Annotated in this window: 14 protein-coding genes; 5 read left to right on the top strand and 9 right to left on the bottom strand. The window is 66.0% G+C overall.

What is annotated here, in order from left to right:
- Positions 1–29: 29 nt before the first annotated feature.
- Positions 30–767, bottom strand: coding sequence for a hypothetical protein (locus tag PSPA7_RS23265; RefSeq protein ID WP_003157639.1), 738 nt, complete (start codon positions 765–767; stop codon positions 30–32).
- Between the two features lie 224 nt (positions 768–991).
- Between PSPA7_RS23265 and sbcB the strand changes: the two genes are divergently transcribed.
- A complete protein-coding gene (sbcB, locus tag PSPA7_RS23260) occupies positions 992–2434 on the top strand; it encodes an exodeoxyribonuclease I (RefSeq protein WP_023443431.1) in 1443 nt (480 codons plus the stop codon).
- 83 nt (positions 2435–2517) lie between these two features.
- Here sbcB and mvaT read toward each other — a convergent pair whose 3' ends face one another.
- Complete coding sequence (gene mvaT / locus PSPA7_RS23255) at positions 2518–2895, bottom strand: histone-like nucleoid-structuring protein MvaT (RefSeq protein ID WP_012077126.1); 378 nt, start codon at positions 2893–2895, stop codon at positions 2518–2520.
- A gap of 260 nt (positions 2896–3155) precedes the next feature.
- Here mvaT and purU point away from each other — a divergent pair, with 260 nt between their 5' ends.
- Both purU and PSPA7_RS23245 read left to right on the top strand, forming a co-directional pair.
- Entirely contained in the window at positions 3156–4007 is an 852-nt protein-coding gene (purU, locus tag PSPA7_RS23250; RefSeq protein ID WP_003157637.1) for a formyltetrahydrofolate deformylase, read from the top strand.
- A gap of 49 nt (positions 4008–4056) precedes the next feature.
- Complete coding sequence (locus PSPA7_RS23245) at positions 4057–4269, top strand: hypothetical protein (protein ID WP_012077125.1); 213 nt, start codon at positions 4057–4059, stop codon at positions 4267–4269.
- Here the strand turns inward: PSPA7_RS23245 and gpgF are convergent.
- The 5 genes from gpgF to pctA form a co-directional block, all read right to left on the bottom strand.
- Positions 4244–5245, bottom strand: coding sequence for a glucosaminyl phosphatidylglycerol flippase (gene gpgF / locus PSPA7_RS23240; RefSeq protein ID WP_012077124.1), 1002 nt, complete (start codon positions 5243–5245; stop codon positions 4244–4246). The genes PSPA7_RS23245 and gpgF overlap by 26 nt on opposite strands.
- A complete protein-coding gene (gene gpgD / locus PSPA7_RS23235; RefSeq protein ID WP_012077123.1) occupies positions 5242–6003 on the bottom strand; it encodes an N-acetylglucosaminyl phosphatidylglycerol deacetylase in 762 nt (253 codons plus the stop codon). The genes gpgF and gpgD overlap by 4 nt, the downstream gene beginning before the upstream one ends.
- Positions 5996–7111: an N-acetylglucosaminyl phosphatidylglycerol synthase gene (gene gpgS / locus PSPA7_RS23230; RefSeq protein ID WP_012077122.1), complete on the bottom strand. Its 1116-nt coding sequence runs from the start codon at positions 7109–7111 to the stop codon at positions 5996–5998. The genes gpgD and gpgS overlap by 8 nt, the downstream gene beginning before the upstream one ends.
- A 262-nt stretch (positions 7112–7373) precedes the next feature.
- The gene (pctB, locus tag PSPA7_RS23225; protein ID WP_012077121.1) at positions 7374–9263 is read right to left on the bottom strand and encodes a methyl-accepting chemotaxis protein PctB; all 1890 of its coding nucleotides are present in this window, start codon (positions 9261–9263) and stop codon (positions 7374–7376) included.
- Between the two features lie 213 nt (positions 9264–9476).
- On the bottom strand, positions 9477–11366 hold the full coding sequence (gene pctA, locus PSPA7_RS23220; RefSeq protein WP_012077120.1) for a methyl-accepting chemotaxis protein PctA: 1890 nt from the start codon (positions 11364–11366) through the stop codon (positions 9477–9479).
- 397 nt (positions 11367–11763) lie between these two features.
- On the opposite strand from pctA, the gene PSPA7_RS23215 reads away from it, so the two are divergent.
- Positions 11764–13254, top strand: coding sequence for a helicase HerA-like domain-containing protein (locus tag PSPA7_RS23215; protein ID WP_012077119.1), 1491 nt, complete (start codon positions 11764–11766; stop codon positions 13252–13254).
- A 154-nt stretch (positions 13255–13408) separates the two neighbouring features.
- Here the strand turns inward: PSPA7_RS23215 and pctC are convergent, their stop codons facing one another.
- Together pctC and flp are read right to left on the bottom strand one after the other, a co-directional pair.
- A complete protein-coding gene (gene pctC / locus PSPA7_RS23210) occupies positions 13409–15307 on the bottom strand; it encodes a methyl-accepting chemotaxis protein PctC (RefSeq protein ID WP_012077118.1) in 1899 nt (632 codons plus the stop codon).
- 191 nt (positions 15308–15498) lie between these two features.
- The gene (gene flp / locus PSPA7_RS23205) at positions 15499–15717 is read right to left on the bottom strand and encodes a type 4b pilus Flp major pilin (RefSeq protein ID WP_003158020.1); all 219 of its coding nucleotides are present in this window, start codon (positions 15715–15717) and stop codon (positions 15499–15501) included.
- A gap of 412 nt (positions 15718–16129) precedes the next feature.
- On the opposite strand from flp, the gene rcpC reads away from it, so the two are divergent.
- A complete protein-coding gene (rcpC, locus tag PSPA7_RS23200) occupies positions 16130–17041 on the top strand; it encodes a type 4b pilus Flp biogenesis protein RcpC (protein WP_012077117.1) in 912 nt (303 codons plus the stop codon).
- The last annotated feature ends 7 nt before the right edge of the window (positions 17042–17048 follow it).

The following is a 17048-nucleotide window of genomic DNA, read 5'->3' as shown; positions in this document are numbered from 1 at the left end:
CGGGCCGCCGCGGCGGCCCGGACGGCTTCTCAATTGCCCAGCGGGCGGACGCCGAAGATGGTGCGGTAGAGGATGCCCATGGAGACGACGAACAGCGGGCCGGTCCAGATCAGGCCGATGAACAGCGGGATCATGCTCACCAGCATCAGCAGGCTGAGTACCAGCATCAGTCCGAAGACCTTGAACCAGTGGCGGCTGATGGCCTTGCGCGAGGTTTCCAGCGCCTGCCAGGGCGACAGGCCACGCTCGGCCACCAGCGGCAGGGCGAGCATGTAGGCGACGCTCAGGTAGATGCCGGGGATGACCAGCAGGAAGAAGCCGAGGTAGACCATCAGCATCATCAGCAGCCCGGTGATCAGCAGCGGCACCATCACGCCGAAATAGTTGAACATCTCGTTGAAGGTCGCCGGCTGGTCGGCGGCGCGGCGGATGCCGATCATGGTCAGGCCGGTGAAGAACGGATAGCTGACGGCGGTGGCGGCCAGGCTGGCGATCATCTGGCCGATCGCCAGGGCGACGGGATCGGCTTCGCTCATCAGGCCGATGCCGCCGAAGATCAGGGTAAGGACGAAGGTGACGGTCTGGACCACCACGCTGTAGACCACGAAGGCGCCGATCAGGATGCCCTTGACACCCTTGATCCTGGCCCAGGCTTCGCTGATCACGTCGCCGATGCGGAAATCGTAGTCACCGATCACCGGTGGCACCGCTTGGGTGGGCTGCAGCGCGCTGGCGGGTGTGGCGTAGGGATTGCTGGTGTCGGTCATGGTGCTTTCCTTGTCTGTGAAACGGGCATCCGTGCGTGCGGAATGCTAACGAGGGGTGGGGGCGTTGCGCAAGGTTGGATGGAGGAAGAGGCGGATTGTCGCGGATTATGGGGTGGATTGAGTTCAGAGGTTTCTGATAGCCCGGGGGAAACCAGCGAATACCTCAAGGCTTTGAAAGCGGAACGGCTGTCGCTGTTAGACTCCCTGCTGCCGCCAGATAGGGAATGACCGTGAACGCGAGTATTTTTTGGTACGACTACGAAACCACCGGCATCGACCCCCGTCGCGACCGCCCGCTGCAGATCGCCGGCATCCGCACCGACGAGGCGCTGAACGAGATCGGCGAGCCGATGAATCTCTATTGCCGCCCCAGCGACGACATCCTGCCGCACCCGATGGCCTGCCTGATCACCGGCATCACCCCGCAGCGCCTGGCCGAGCGGGGGCTCTCCGAGGCCGACTTCATGACCCGGGTCCACGCCCAACTGGCGCACCCGGCGACCTGCGTGGCCGGCTACAACTCGCTGCGCTTCGACGACGAGGTGACGCGCTACAGCCTGTACCGCAACTTCTTCGATCCCTATGCCCGCGAATGGCAGGGCGGCAACAGTCGCTGGGACCTGATCGACATGGTCCGCACCGCCTACGCCCTGCGCCCCGAAGGCATCCAGTGGCCGGAAGCGGACGGTCGCGTATCGCTGAAGCTGGAACTGCTCACCGCGGCGAATGGCCTGGAGCACGGCCAGGCCCACGACGCGCTGTCCGACGTCCGCGCGACCATCGCCCTGGCCCGCCTGATCCGCCAGCGCCAGCCACGCCTGTACGACTATCTCTACCAGTTGCGCAGCAAGCACAGGGTGCTCGACCAGATCCACCTGCTGCAGCCGCTGGTGCACGTCTCCGGGCGCTTTTCCGCCGAGCGTCATTTCCTCTCCGTGGTCCTGCCGCTGGCCTGGCACCCGCGCAACCGCAATGCCCTGATCGTCTGCGACCTGCGCGCCGACCCCGCGCCGTTGCTGGAGCTGTCCGCCGAGGAGCTGCGCCGGCGCCTGTATACCCGGCGCGACGAGCTGGCCGAAGGCGAGCTGCCGGTGCCGCTGAAGCAGATCCAGGTGAACCGTTGCCCGGTGGTGGCGCCGCTGTCGGTGTTGCGTGCCGAGGATCGCCTGCGCACAGGCATCGATGTCGAGGCCTGCCAGCGGAGAGCCGAGCTGTTGCGCCAGCGGCAGGCTGCCTGGACGGAAAAACTGGCCCTCGCATATAGCGAGGAAAGTTTCGCTGCCAGCGAAGACCCCGAACAACAGTTGTATGACGGATTTATCGGCGACCGCGACCGGCGCCTTTGCGAACAGCTGCGTCGCGCCGAACCGGAGCAGTTGGCCAGAGAACAATGGCCGTTCGACGATATCCGCTTGCAGGAATTGTTCTTCCGTTATCGTGCGCGCAATTTCCCGGAAACTTTAAGTCCCAGCGAGCGACAACAATGGGAGGCGTTCTGCCGCAATCGTTTGTCCCATGAAGAATTCGGTGCGCCGAATACTTTGCCGGCCTTCGAGGCGGCAATGGAAGCCTGTCGACAAGAGCAGGGCGGGACATTGCCGGCGGTACTTGCGGCCTGGCGCGATTATGCCGGGGAACTGCGTCGACGCTATGCGCTGGACAACTGACGGCGCGAGGCATGTGCCGGCGCACTCTCCGGCAGAAATGAAAACGCCAGCACTAGGCTGGCGTTCCTTCGAGCGAGCGGCGCTTAGCCGAGCAGGGTGGCCCAGCTCTCGACGGCCTCCGGGCCCCACTTGGCTTTCCATTCTTTCAGGGTCTTGTGGTTGCCGCCCTTGGTCTCGATGACTTCACCGGTATGCGGGTTCTTGTATTGCTTGACCTTGCGCGCGCGCTTGCCGGCAGGGGCCTTCACCGCGCGGGTGCTCTTGCCGCCGATCTTGGCGTCCGGATCGAGCAGGGAAATCACGTCGCGCAGAGACTTCTGGTAAGTACCCATCAGTGCCCGCAGCTTCTCTTCGAATTCCAGTTCTTTTTTCAGTTTGTCGTCTTGTTCGAGGGACTTCAGGCGTTCCTGAAGTTCCTTGATGGCTTCTTCCGTGGCGCGATATTCATTGATCAGGGACATGTCAGGTACCTTGTCTGTGCTGAGTGGCGATGGCGGGCATGTAAGTAGATTCAATAATAGTCAGGGCGAAACTGTAAGTAAACCGCGAAGAAAAGTTTTCTCGAAGAAATTCAAAGTAATTAATTCGGCATCGCCATTGCCCTGTTGCCGGGCTTTATTCTCGCCTGCGAACAGCCCGTCGAAAGGCTGTCGCCGAGGCTGAACTTTTCCCGCCGTGCCGCTAGAATGGCGGCTTTTCGCGATGTTTCTGGAGTATACCCATGCGCACTTTTCGGCTGGTGATCGCCTGTCCCGACGGGGTCGGGATCGTTGCCAAGGTGAGTAACTTCCTGGCCACCTACAATGGCTGGATCACCGAAGCCAGCCATCATTCCGATAACGATAACGGCTGGTTCTTCATGCGCCACGAGATCCGTGCCGATTCCCTGCCGTTCGATCTCGATGGCTTCCGCCAGGCCTTCGCCCCGATCGCCCGCGAGTTTTCCATGGTGTGGCGGATCACCGATTCCGAAGTGAAGAAGCGCGTGGTGCTGATGGCCAGCAAGGAGTCGCATTGCCTGGCCGACCTGCTGCACCGCTGGCACAGTGGCGAACTGGACTGCGAGATTCCCTGCGTGATCGCCAACCATGACGACCTGCGCAGCATGGTCGAATGGCACGGCATCCCGTACTTCCACGTTCCGGTCGATCCCCAGGACAAACAGCCGGCCTTCGACGAGGTTTCCCGGCTGATCGACGAACATGGTGCCGATTGCATCGTACTGGCCCGCTACATGCAGATCCTGCCACCGGACCTGTGCCGCAAGTACGCCCACCAGGTGATCAACATCCACCACAGCTTCCTGCCGTCCTTCATCGGCGCCAAGCCTTACCACCAGGCGTCGAAGCGCGGGGTCAAGCTGATCGGCGCGACCAGCCACTACGTGACCGAGGAACTGGATGCCGGCCCGATCATCGAGCAGGACGTGGTGCGGGTGACCCACCGCGACAACGTCGAGGACATGGTGCGCCTGGGCAAGGACGTGGAAAAACTGGTGCTCGCGCGCGGTCTGCGCTATCACCTGGAAGACCGTGTACTGGTTCACGGCAACAAGACGGTGGTGTTCGACTGAGTCGGTTCCCGCGCGGTGCCGGCCATGGCCGGCATCCGGAGGAAGGAACATGAGCGATCCCAGGCAGGCGGGTACCGCCAGCCCGCCGCCGACCCTCGGCGAGGGCTGCACCAGCCGCTACGACATCGACGCGCTGGGCGACGAGGACGGAACCGAGTTTCCAGGCGCGGCCGAACTCTGGCGGCGTCTCCAGGAGAACGGCGGCGAGATGGCCGAGGGCTCCGCCGACGACAGGCTCAGGAAGACGCCTCGCGACTGCTGATCAGCTTCTTCAGCAGCGGCCGCCCGGCGAGCACGGCGAACACCGGACCGCCGGCGACCAGGTAGAAATAGAAGGTCACTGCCCGCCAGATGACGATGGCCGCCGCCGCTGTCGACTTGCCGACCATGGGCGCCAGCAGCGCCGCCGAGGTCAGCTCGGTGCCGCCGGCGCCGCCGGGAATCAGCGAGAGCTGGCCGGCGCTGAGCGAAACCATCTGGATCAGGAAGGTCCAGGCCCACTGGATATCCACCCCGAGCCCGCGCAGGGTCAGGTCGAGTACGCTGAAGCGCAGCAGCCAGTGCGTGCTGCTGAGCAGGAACACCGCCAGCAGGCGGCGTTTCGGCAGACGCAGGCTGTCGTGCAGGGCGATGCGGAAGTGCAGGATCTTGCGTCCCCAGTGCAACCGCTTGCGCGGCGACACGCCGAGCCGGGCCAGGACCCGGCCGTTGAAGCGGATCACCTGGTGCAGGTAGCGGATCAGCATCACCGCGCCGACGAACAGGCCGACCAGGAACACCGCGCTGAAGATCAGGCTCGACTCCATGTTCGGACTCAGCGAATGGCTGAGGGCGTAGATCAGGATCGCGCCCAGGGCGCAGAGGAAGAAGGTCAGGTCGGCCAACTGGTCCACGGCGAACACCGCGCTGGTCTGCGCCGGCCTCAGGCCGCGGCGGGCCAGCAGGGCCATCAGGGTCAGCGGACCGCCGCTGCCGCCGGGGGTGGCGCAGAAGGCGAACTCGCTGGCCATGATGATACCGACGCTCTGCATCTGCCCGAGCCTGCCCGCGCGGCCGGCGAGCAGCAGGCGCAGGCGCAGGCCGTTGATGAACCAGCAGACCACGATCATGCCGAACATCAGCAGCAGGCTGTCCAGCGGGAAGGCGCGCAGGCGCGGGAACATGTCGCTGCCGCCGAGCAGCAGCGGAATCAGCGAGGCGCCGATCAGTCCGAACAGCAGCAACCAGCCTCGACTCATGCCGCGCGGTCCGAAGCCTGCTGGCGGTCCAGCCAGTCGATCTTGGTCAGCGGACGGCGCCCCTCGGCCAGCAGGGTCTCGAGGGTGCGCAGCCAGTATTCGCGGGAGAAGCGATGACGCATGTCGACGGGATGGAGTCCGAGACGGATCACCGGCGCTTCGCGCCAGGCCCGCCGGCGCTGCTCGCTGAGCGCCCAGGAGAGGCCGCGACGCCAGGCACTGCGTGCGCTCCAGACCAGGCCGGGAGCCTCGATCGGTTGCAGTCGGGGAAGCAGGTACAGGTTGGACGGGTCGCTGGTGTAGCGCAGTCCGCTCTCGCCGAGCGCCTGGCGGGTGCCGGCGCTCATCAGCCAGGCCGGCGCGACGAAACCGTGCAGCGGCCAGCCGCGCCGGCGGAACAGCTGGATGCCGGCGGCCAGGCGGGCCTTGGCCTCGGTGTGGTCGAGGGCGTAGAACTCTCCCTCCCAGGTATAGATGCGACGCATGAAGTATTGCCCCGGAGTGCGCGGTGGTGGGGCGTCATCGTAGTGATAGAAGCCGTGGAGAGCCAGTTCGTCGCCATGCGCCACCCGTCGCGAGAGCAGTTCGCAGAACGCCTCGTCGTTTTCCAGCGGGTTGCGATGGTGGAAATCGGGGACCACCAGCCAGGTCATCGGCACCTGGCCGAGAGCATCCACCGCCTCGACGAAGGGCCGGTAGTCCGGCCAGGTCTCCGGAGCCACGTCATGCAGCACCAGCAGCAGGCTGCGTTCAGCCATGGCGCGGGAACCTCGCCTCGCTGTCGCCGAGTACCGCGTGATAGTGCAGCAGCAGTCCGGCGACCACCGCGTCCCAGGCGTGCTGGCGCTCGACGTGGCGGCGCGCGCGCTGGCCGCGCTGCGCCACGTCGTGGCTGAACAGCTCGCGCACGGCGCAGGCCATGGCGTCGCCATTGTTCGGCGCGCAGAGCACGCCGCAGCGTTCCGGGACGATTTCCGCCAGCGCCCCGGCGCGCACCGCCACCACCGGGATGCCGCTGGCCATCGCTTCCAGGGCGACCAGGCCGAAGGTCTCCTGGTCGCCGGCGTGCAGCAGCGCGTCGCTGCTGGCCAGAAGGCGGGCGACTTCCCGGCTGTCGCAGAAATGGTCGACCACGCTGGTGTTGTGCGGTACCCGGGTCGGCATGTTGGAACCCACCAGTAGCAGATGGTAGCCATCGCCCAGGCGCTGGATGGCATCGAGCAGCACCGGCAGGTTCTTTTCCCGTGAACCGCGACCGGCGAACACCAGCAGGCGGGTTTCCTCGTCCAGCCCGAGCTCCTGGCGCAGGCCCGGGTCGCGGTTGCACGGATGGAAAGTGACCAGGTCGACGCCCAGCGGCTGCACGTGTACGTCGGCGACGCCCAGGCGCATCAGCTTCTCGGCCATCACCCGGCTGGGCGCCAGCACCCGGTCGAAATGGCCGTACAGCTTGCTCACATAGTTGTCGGCATTGGTGCCCAGCCAGGCGCCCATGCGGTTGCTCACCAGCAGCGGCAGGTCGGAGTGGTAGAAGCCGATCACCGGCACGTCCAGCCGGCGCCGTGCGTCGAGCGCCGCCCAGGCGGTGAGGTAGGGATCGCCGACCTCGATCAGGTCCGGCTGCAGATTGCGCAGCACCTTGCGCCAGGGGCCGCGGCGGAGGGGAAAACGATAGCCGTTGCCGAACGGGAGCGGCGGCGCCGGGACCTCGTGGATGCCATTCGCCTGGCGGTAGCCGGCGCCCGGGACCAGCACGCTGTGGCGGATACCGGGGTAGTGCCAGAGATGGCGATGCTTGGCTTCCAGATAGGTGCGAACCCCCCCGCTGGCAGGCGCGTAGAACATGGTCATATCGGCGATGTGCACGATGGGCCTTCCTCCGTTGAGCTTGTTCCTTCTGCCAGTCAGTGGACCACCGGCCCCGGCAGACGTTCGAACGGCGTGCGCGGGGCGGCCTGGCTTCAAGTCTAGGAAAGAAAGCGCCAACCGGCGCGTTTGGAAGAGCCAGCGCGGGGATAGGTCGCAGGCGAGGGGCGTGGAGCGGATGGCCGCGCTTGGAGCGGGGCGGATAACCGCCTCACGGTTATCCGCCGGCTCGGCGGGAATGCCTGTCAGGACACGGGCGGGGTCAGATCTTGAAGCTGTCCACCAACTGCCGCAGGCGCCCGGCCTGGGTCTCCAGCTCGCCGCAGGCGCGCAGGGTGGCCTGGAGGTTCTCCACGCCTTCCTGGTTGAGGGTGTTGATCTCGGTGATGTCCATGTTCAGCGAGTCGACCACGGCGGTCTGTTCCTCGGTGGCGGTGGCCACCGACTGGTTCATCCCGTCGATCTCGGCGATCCGGCCAGTGACGCTGCTCAGGCGTTCGCCGGCGCGGTTGGCGATCTCCACGCTTTCCAGGCTGTAGCGCTGGCTCTCGGTCATGGTGCTGACGGCTTCCTGGGCGCCGACCTGCAGTTCCTCGATCATCTTCTGGATCTGCTGCGCCGACTCCTGGGCGCGGTGCGCGAGGTTGCGCACCTCGTCGGCGACCACCGCGAAGCCGCGCCCGGCCTCGCCGGCGCGGGCGGCCTCGATGGCGGCGTTGAGGGCGAGCAGGTTGGTCTGCTCGGAGATGCCCTTGATCACCTCGAGGATCTGCCCGATGTTCACCGTGCGGCTGTTCAGCGCCTCGATGTTGGCGCAGGAAGCGCTGATCTTCTCGGACAGCTCGTTCATCGCGCGGATGGTCTGCTCGACCACCTGCTTGCCGTCCTCGGCCTGGTGGTTGGCGTCGGAAGCATGGTGCGAGGCGTCGGCGGCGTTGCGGGCGATTTCCTGGGCAGCGGCGCCGAGTTCGTTGATCGCGGCGGCGACGCTGTTGGTGCGGTTGGACTGCTCGTCGGAATTGGCCATCGACGAGTTCGAGGCGTTGACCACCAGTTGCGCCACGTCGTGCAACTGGCGGGCGGTGCCGGCGACCTCGCGGATCGACTCGTGGATGCGCTCGACGAAACGGTTGAAGGCGATCGCCAGGGCGCCGAATTCATCGTTGCTGGTGACCTTCAGGCGCTTGGTCAGGTCGCCCTCGCCCTGGGCGATGTCCTGCATGGCGCGGCCCATGTCGGTGAGCGGCTGCATCAGCACGCGGATCAGCATACCCAGCAGGAGCACGATGGCCACCACCGCGATCAGCGCGGCGACGATGGCCGAGGTGCGCAGCTTGGTGAGCATGGCGTAGGCCTTGTCCTTGTCCACCGAAATGCCGATGTACCAGTTCAGGCCGGACAGGCCCTTGACCGGGGAGAAGCTGAGGATGCGGGTGTTGCCTTGCAGTTCGGCCTCGCTGAAACCACTGCCGATCTTCGGCGTGTTGCGTGGGTAGACGTCGCTGAGGTTCTTCATCACCTGGTCCTTGTCCGGATGGACGAGGATCTTGCCGTCGCCGCTGACCAGGAAGGCGTAGCCCATGCCACCGAAGTCCAGCGAGTTGATGATCTTCACCACCGTCTGCAGGCTGAGGTCGCCGCCGACCACGCCGAACGGCTGGCCGCCCTGGCGCGCCGGGCTGGCGATGGTCAGCACCAGCTCATGGATGGCCGGCTCCATATAGGGTTCGGTGAGGGTGGTCTGGCCGGCGCTGGTGGCGGCGTTGTACCAGGGGCGGCGGCGCGGATCGTAGTCGGCCGGCAGGTCGCTGGTGGGGCGCGCGGTATAGGTACCGTCGGTCTGTCCCAGGTAGGTGAAGAGGAAGGTCGAGCCCAGCAGCGGCTGTTCCAGCAGGGCCTGGGTGGTTTCCGGGCTGTGGTCGCGGGCCAGGGTCTGGGCCAGGTTCTCGATCAGCAGGATGCGCCCGCTCAGCCAGTTCTGCACGTTGCTGGCGGTGATCTCGCCCATTTCGTGCAGGTAATCCTCGAGGTCCTCGCGGATCGAGGTGCGCTGCAGGGAGTCGTTGTAGAGGGTGAACAGGGAGAAGGTCGCGATCACCACCAGGGCGGCGGCGAGCAGGATCTTGTGGCTGAACTTGAGACTTTTGATCATGGTTTCTTGCATCCGGGAGGCGCGGGCGCGCTGTCGTGAACAGCCCCAGTTGGATCGCAACTGCAAGGCTTGCCGTGTCTGTCGGCGGCAAGCCCGGAAGCTTTAGCGCACTGGATGAATGGTTGCGCCGAATGCGACGTGGAGAGCGAAAAAAGCGCCGGGGGCGCTTTTCTCGTCGGCTCGGCGGATGCTGGATGGGAAGGCCGCGCAGGTTCAGATCTTGAAGCTGTCCACCAGTTGCCGCAGGCGCCCGGCCTGGGCTTCCAGCTCGCCGCAGGCGCGCAGGGTGGCCTGGAGGTTCTCCACGCCTTCCTGGTTGAGGGTGTTGATCTCGGTGATGTCCATGTTCAGCGAGTCGACCACGGCGGTCTGCTCCTCGGTGGCGGTGGCCACCGACTGGTTCATGCTGTCGATCTCGCCGATCCGGCTGGTCACGCTGCCCAGGCGTTCGCCGGCGCGGTTGGCGATTTCCACGCTCTCCAGGCTGTAGCGCTGGCTCTCGGTCATGGTGGCCACCGCTTCGCGGGCGCCGACCTGCAGTTCCTCGATCATCTTCTGGATCTGCAACGCCGATTCCTGGGCACGGTGCGCGAGGTTGCGCACCTCGTCGGCGACCACCGCGAAGCCGCGCCCGGCCTCGCCGGCGCGGGCGGCCTCGATGGCGGCGTTGAGGGCGAGCAGGTTGGTCTGCTCGGAGATGCCCTTGATCACCTCGAGGATCTGCCCGATGTTCACCGTGCGGCTGTTCAGCGCCTCGATGTTGGCGCAGGAAGCGCTGATCTTCTCGGACAGCTCGTTCATCGCGCGGATGGTCTGCTCGACCACCTGCTTGCCGTCCTCGGCCTGGTGGTTGGCGTCGGAAGCATGGTGCGAGGCGTCGGCGGCGTTGCGGGCGATTTCCTGGGCAGCGGCGCCGAGTTCGTTGATCGCGGCGGCGACGCTGTTGGTGCGGTTGGACTGCTCGTCGGAATTGGCCATCGACGAGTTCGAGGCGTTGACCACCAGTTGCGAGACGTCGTGCAGCTTGTGCGCCGTCCCGGCGACCTCGCGGATCGAGCGATGGATGCGCTCGACGAACTGATTGAAGGCCTCGCCGAGCACGCCGAACTCGTCGTGGCTGGTCACGTTCAGGCGTTTGGTCAGGTCGCCCTCGCCCTGGGCGATGTCCTGCATGGCTCGGCCCATCAGGTGCAGCGGCTGCATCAGCAGGCGGATCAGCAGGCCGAGCAGGAGCAGGATGGCGACGATCGAGATCAGCGCGGCGGCGATAGCCGAGACGCGGAACTTGCTGAGCATGGCGTAGGCCTTGTCCTTGTCCACCGAGATGCCGATGTACCAGTTCAGGCCGGACAGGCCCTTGATCGGGGTGAAGGCGAGGATGCGGGCATGCCCGTGCAGTTCGGCCTCGCTGAAACCGGCGGCGATCTTCGGCGTGTTCTGCGGGTAGATCTCGCCCAGGGTCTTCATCACCTGCTCTTTGTCCGGATGGACGAGGATCTTGCCGTCGCCGCTGACCAGGAAGGCGTAGCCCATGCCGCTGAAGTCCAGCGAATTGATGATCTGTACCAGGGTCTTCAGGCTGAGATCGCCGCCGACCACGCCGAGGGTGTTGCCGGCGGCCTTCACCGGCGTTGCCGCGGTGATGATCAGTTCCCGGGTGGCGGCGTCGACGTAGGGTTCGGTCAGGGTCAGGCCGCCGGCAGCCACGGCATCCTTGTACCAGGGGCGGGTGCGTGGGTCGTAGCCGGCCGGCATCGGGCTGTCCGGACGCATGGTGAAGGCGCCGTCCTGCTGGCCGAGGTAGGTGAAGCTGAAGGTCGAGGCCAGCACCGGCTGCTCGAGCAGGGCGCTGACATTTTCCGGGGCGTGGTCACGGGCCAGGGTCTGTGCGGTCTGCTCGACCAGCAGCAGGCGGCCGCCCAGCCAGTTCTGGATGTTGCTGGAAGTCACGTCGCCCATTTCCCGCAGGTAGCTTTCGAGGTCCTCGCGGATCGCGTTGCGTTGCAGGTAGTCGTTGTAGAGGGTGAACAGTGCGAAGGCGGCGAACACCACGAGGGAGGCCGCGAGGAGGATCTTGTGGCTGAACTTCAGACTTTTGATCATGTTGTATTGCGTCCAGGAGTATGTAGCGCCAGTCTTTGACCTGGCCCCGGCGAGCGCTCCGCGATCGGCCGGGGCTGTCCGCACGCCTTGCAGCGTCGGGCGGGCCGGGCGGGTGCAAGCCCGTCGACCCAGGCACTGCCTTGTGCCGCGAAGCCACGGTTCCCTGGTGGCTCCGAAGAGTGCGTGATACGGATACGATGGCGTTTTTTCCTGTCTCAGGAAGGCCGGACGGTCTTCACTGAAGCTGGACGGCCAGGTCGGGCCGGTACGGCGGGCCCGACGCCCCTTCGCGGTCCCCGCGCATCTGCTAGCGGGGGCCGCTGGAGGCCCCGGTATAAAAGGGCTTTCCTTAACTGTCGGCACTGCGTGCTGGAGCTTTAGTCCCGAGGATGAATGGATGTCGCAAGCGAATGAGTTGTTGATCGGCGCTGGCCCCGATGGCCAGCCGGTAGGGCAGGCCTGGCGCCTGGCCAACCGCCATGGATTGATCGCCGGCGCCACCGGTACCGGCAAGACGGTGACCCTGCAGCACCTCGCCGAGTCCTTCAGCGATGCCGGCGTGGCGGTGTTCGCCGCCGACATCAAGGGCGACCTGTGCGGCATCGCCGCGCCGGGCAATCCGCAGGGCAAGGTCGCCGAGCGCATCGCCAGCATGCCGTGGCTGAACTACCAGCCGAAGGCCTACCCGACCACCCTCTGGGACATCGCCGGCAAGACCGGCCATCCCCTGCGCACCACCATCAGCGAAATGGGCCCGCTGCTGCTGGCCAACCTGCTGGAACTGACCGACAGCCAGCAGGCCGCGCTGTTCGCCGCCTTCCAGGTGGCGGATCGCGAAGGCCTGCTGCTGCTCGACCTGAAGGACCTGAAGGCGCTGCTCAACCACCTGAAGGACAATCCGGAAATCCTCGGCGAGGACCGTGCACTGTTCACCGGTGCTTCCGGGCAGGCGCTGCTGCGCCGCCTGGCGACCCTGGAGCAGCAGGGCGCCGAGGCGTTCTTCGGCGAACCGGCGCTGCAACTGGAGGACATCCTCCGCCCCGAGCCGGACGGACGCGGACGCATCCACCTGCTCGACGCCAGTCGCCTGGTGCACGAGGCGCCGAAGGTCTACGCGACCTTCCTGCTCTGGCTGCTGGCCGAACTGTTCGAGCAACTGCCGGAGCGCGGCGATGCCGACAAGCCGGTGCTGGCACTGTTCTTCGACGAGGCCCACCTGCTGTTCAACGGCACCCCGAAAGCCCTGCGCGACCGTCTGGAACAGGTGGTGCGGCTGATCCGCTCGAAGGGCGTCGGCGTCTACTTCGTCACCCAGTCGCCGGGCGACCTGCCGGACGACGTCCTCGCCCAGCTCGGCCTGCGTATCCAGCACGGCCTGCGCGCCTTCACCGCCAAGGAACAGAAGTCGCTGCGCGCGGTGGCCGACGGTTTCCGCCCGAACCCGGCGTTCGACACCCTGGGGGGGCTGACCGAACTGGGCATCGGCGAGGCGCTGGTCGGCACCCTGGAGGAGAAGGGCACGCCGGCCATGGTCCAGCGTGTCGCGGTGGCGCCGCCCTATTCGCGGATCGGCCCGCTGAGCGACAGCGAACGCGCCGAACTGGTCCAGCGTTCGCCATTGAAGGGCCGCTACGACCAGCCGATCGATCGCGAGTCGGCCTACGAGGTACTGGCGAGCAAGGCGGCCGCCAAGCCGGAGGTGCAGGGCCAGGCGCCCGCACAGCAGGAGGGCTCGTCCGGCGTTGGCGGCATGGCCGGGCAGATCCTCGGCAGCCTGCTGTCCAACTCGACGGTGAAGAGCGCCATGCGCCAGGCGGCCAACCAGTTGAGCCGCGAGCTGGTGCGCGGCCTGCTGGGTTCGTTGATGGGCGGCAAGAAGCGGCGTTGAGCGCCAGGCACTAAAAAAGGCGCCCTTGGGCGCCTTTTTCATGGAGGCTGGATGAGTGCGTGGGGCGGATAACCGCTTCGCGATTATCCGCCGTTTCAGCGAGGGGGCCCGGCGGATAACGCCCGTGGCGATATCCCCGGCGGGACGGACGGGCTCAGATCTTGAAACTGTCCACCAGGTGCCGCAGGCGCCCGGCCTGGGCCTCCAGCTCGCCGCAGGCGCGCAGGGTGGCCTGGAGGTTCTCCACGCCTTCCTGGTTGAGGGTGTTGATCTCGGTGATGTCCATGTTCAGCGAGTCGACCACGGCGGTCTGTTCCTCGGTGGCGGTGGCCACCGACTGGTTCATGCTGTCGATCTCGCCGATCCGGCTGGTCACGCTGCCCAGGCGTTCGCCGGCGCGGTTGGCGATCTCCACGCTCTCCAGGCTGTAGCGCTGGCTCTCGGTCATGGTGGCCACCGCTTCGCGGGCGCCGACCTGCAGTTCCTCGATCATCTTCTGGATCTGCTGCGCCGACTCCTGGGCGCGGTGCGCGAGGTTGCGCACCTCGTCGGCGACCACCGCGAAGCCGCGCCCGGCCTCGCCGGCGCGGGCGGCCTCGATGGCGGCGTTGAGGGCGAGCAGGTTGGTCTGCTCGGAGATGCCCTTGATCACCTCGAGGATCTGCCCGATGTTCACCGTGCGGCTGTTCAGCGCCTCGATGTTGGCGCAGGAAGCGCTGATCTTCTCGGACAGCTCGTTCATCGCGCGGATGGTCTGCTCGACCACCTGCTTGCCGTCCTCGGCCTGATGGTTGGCGTCGGAAGCATGGTGCGAGGCGTCGGCGGCGTTGCGGGCGATTTCCTGGGCGGCGGCGCCGAGTTCGTTGATCGCGGCGGCGACGCTGTTGGTGCGGTTGGACTGCTCGTCGGAATTGGCCATCGACGAGTTCGAGGCGTTGACCACCAGTTGCGCCACGTCGTGCAACTGGCGGGCGGTGCCGGCGACCTCGCGGATCGACTCGTGGATGCGCTCGACGAAACGGTTGAAGGCGATCGCCAGGGCGCCGAATTCATCGTTGCTGGTGACCTTCAGGCGCTTGGTCAGGTCGCCCTCGCCCTGGGCGATGTCCTGCATGGCGCGGCCCATGTCGGTGAGCGGCTGCATCAGCACGCGGATCAGCATGCCGAGGAGGAACATGATGCCGACCACCGCGATCAGCGTGGCGACGATCGCCGACGTGCGGAACTCGCTGAGCATCGAATAGGCGGTGTCGCGGTCGAGAACCAGGGCGACATACCAGGTCACGCCGGGCAGTCCCTTCACCGGAGTGAAGGAAACGAACTGGCTGCGGCCGTCGAGCTCCACTTCATGGACTCCGGGGGCGATTGCCGGTGCGCCCTTGGGATAGGCTTCGGCGAGGCTCTTCAGGACCAGCCCGGAGTCGGGGTGGAGGAGGATCCTGCCGGCGTCGCTGACCAGGAAGGCATAGCCGGCGCCGTCGAACTTCAGCGAGTTGAGGATCGCGGTCAGGGTTTCCAGCTTCATGTCGCCGGCGGCGACGCCCAGCAGTTGGCCGTTGTGCCGCACCGGCAGCGACATGGCGAGGATCTGCTCGCCGGTGCCGGCATCGACGAAGGGCTCGGTGACGATCAGCCGGTCGGCTGCCAGCGCTTCCTTGTACCAGGCACGGGTACGCGGATCGTAGCCTGCCGGCATGGCATCGTAGGGACGCATGGTGAACGCCCCGGTGGCTGCCTCGCCGAGGTAGACCGAGGCGAAGTTGCTGCTGAACACCGACTGTTCCAGCTGTCGCGCGATGCCCGCCTCGTCGGGCTGCTCGAGCAGCGCGAGCTGCGAGGCCAGTCCTTGCACCAGGTGCATGCGGCCTTCCAGCCAGCTCTGGATGTTGCTGGCGGTCAGGGTGCCGATTTCCCCGAGGTAGTTTTCCGTGTCCGTGCGCACCGCCTCGCGCTGCCGGTAATCGTTGTAGAGGATGAAGCAGGTGAAGGCGAAGACCACCACCAGCGCGGCGGCGAGAAGGATTTTCTTGGCAAACGACAGCGAGCGAAGCATGAGCGATGCGTCCTGGCAAAAGCCTCAGATGGGGCAGGGAGCCCAGGCCACCAGGGGGGAGCTTGCCGGGGAAAGCCGTGTTCCAGCGCCTGAGCGGGAGGCTTTGTAGCATAGTGCCAGTATAAAGGCAAAATAGTGGCGCCATGAAAATGGCGCCACTGGGGAAGGAGGATTGCGGGAGGAAAAAGAGGTCAGTTGGCTGAAGGGGCCAGGCCGCCGACTTTTTCCCCGACGCCGTCGAAGAAGGCTTTCAACCCGCCGACGATACCGCTATCCGTCGGGCTCAATACCGCAATAAGAGCGACCGCGATCAATCCGGCGATAACCGCGTATTCGATGGCATTGGCTCCCTCTTCATCCGCCAGGAATGCGCGGAACTTGCAATACAGGAACAGGGACAGGTTTTTCATTTTCAGTCTACTCCTCGCACGCGGCAAACCACCGAGACAGAGCGATGCCTCACCGCTGAGGCTAGGCCGGTGATGGCAGTTTGCAACAAGTAAATGGCATTAGTAGGAGTGGATTAGTCGCAAGGTTATATAGGCGGGTTACAGCACTTGGACTACATCTAATGGAAATTGACATTGATCATCGGAAGTCTAGATTCGGATATATCGATGGCCAGGCGAAGTTATGAGCTTTAGTTCTTGAGGAATACCTCCCGGTCAGCCGATAGCCTCGAAGTACCTGCCATGGAAAGCCAATCCCGGAGTATGGCCATGACACGGACCGTAAGAAGCCGCCCTCTCTTGTTCGCCCACTGGCGTTCGCCGGTGATTTTCCGATATCCGAACTGCCCGGACGCATAGCAGGTGGCTGCCCATGAATAGCAAGGTGCTGATGGTGCTGGCCGGGCTGCTGCTGGTCGGTGCCGTACTGCTTGGATACCTCGGCGTGTCCATCGGGCGTGCGCCTTCGACCGTCCAGGTCCCTGCGGTGGCGCCGGCGACTTCGGTGGTGGACGCGTCGCTGGAGAAACTCGAACGCAAGCCGGTGCTGGTGGCCAGCCGTGACCTGCCGGCGCTGGCGGTGATCGGCAAGGACGACCTCGTCGTGGAAATGCTGCGCACCGCGCCGGCCGGCAGCTACGACAAGCCCGAGGCGCTGCTCGGCAAGCGGGTCTGGGTGGCGGTGCCGGCGGGCAGCATCCTCTCCGCGGCGACGCTCGAGCCCGGCGGCCCGCTGGCCCGCACCATCCGTGCGGACGAGCGCGCCATGGCGATCGCGGTGGACGAGGTGATCGGCGGCGGCGGCTTCGTCCTGCCCGGCGACTACGTCGACGTGATGCTCTTCGTCCGCGACGAGCGCGGTGGCGAGTCGACGTCGCTGGCGCAGTTGGTGTTGCCCGGCGTGCGGGTGCTCACCTACGGCGAACGGATCGCCGTGGGCGGCGACGGCCAGGACCGTTCGGCCACGGAAAAGGATCCGCGCCCGCCGCGTACCGCCGTGCTGGCGGTGCCGGCGGAAGGCGTGGCGCGGCTGATGCTGGCGAGCCAGGCCGGGGCGTTGCGCCTGGCGATCCGCAGCCAGGACGAGGAACTCTACCGCAGGGAACAGGAAGGCCCGCTGCTGCGGGCCTCGCTGGGCGCTCCAGGCGCGGCGCTGACCCTCGACCAGTTGCTCGAGCGGCGCAAGGCCACGCCGGCCGGCGTACGCAGCGCAGCGCCGCGCGCGCCGGCCGGCGCCGGGGTGGCGGTCTACCGTGGCAGTGCCATGACCCACGAAGCGCCTTGAGAGGGAG

Source organism: Pseudomonas paraeruginosa PA7 (genome assembly GCF_000017205.1).
Lineage (GTDB): Bacteria > Pseudomonadota > Gammaproteobacteria > Pseudomonadales > Pseudomonadaceae > Pseudomonas > Pseudomonas paraeruginosa.
Note: the sequence above shows the minus strand (reverse complement) of the source record. Positions and strands in the feature narration are given on the sequence as shown.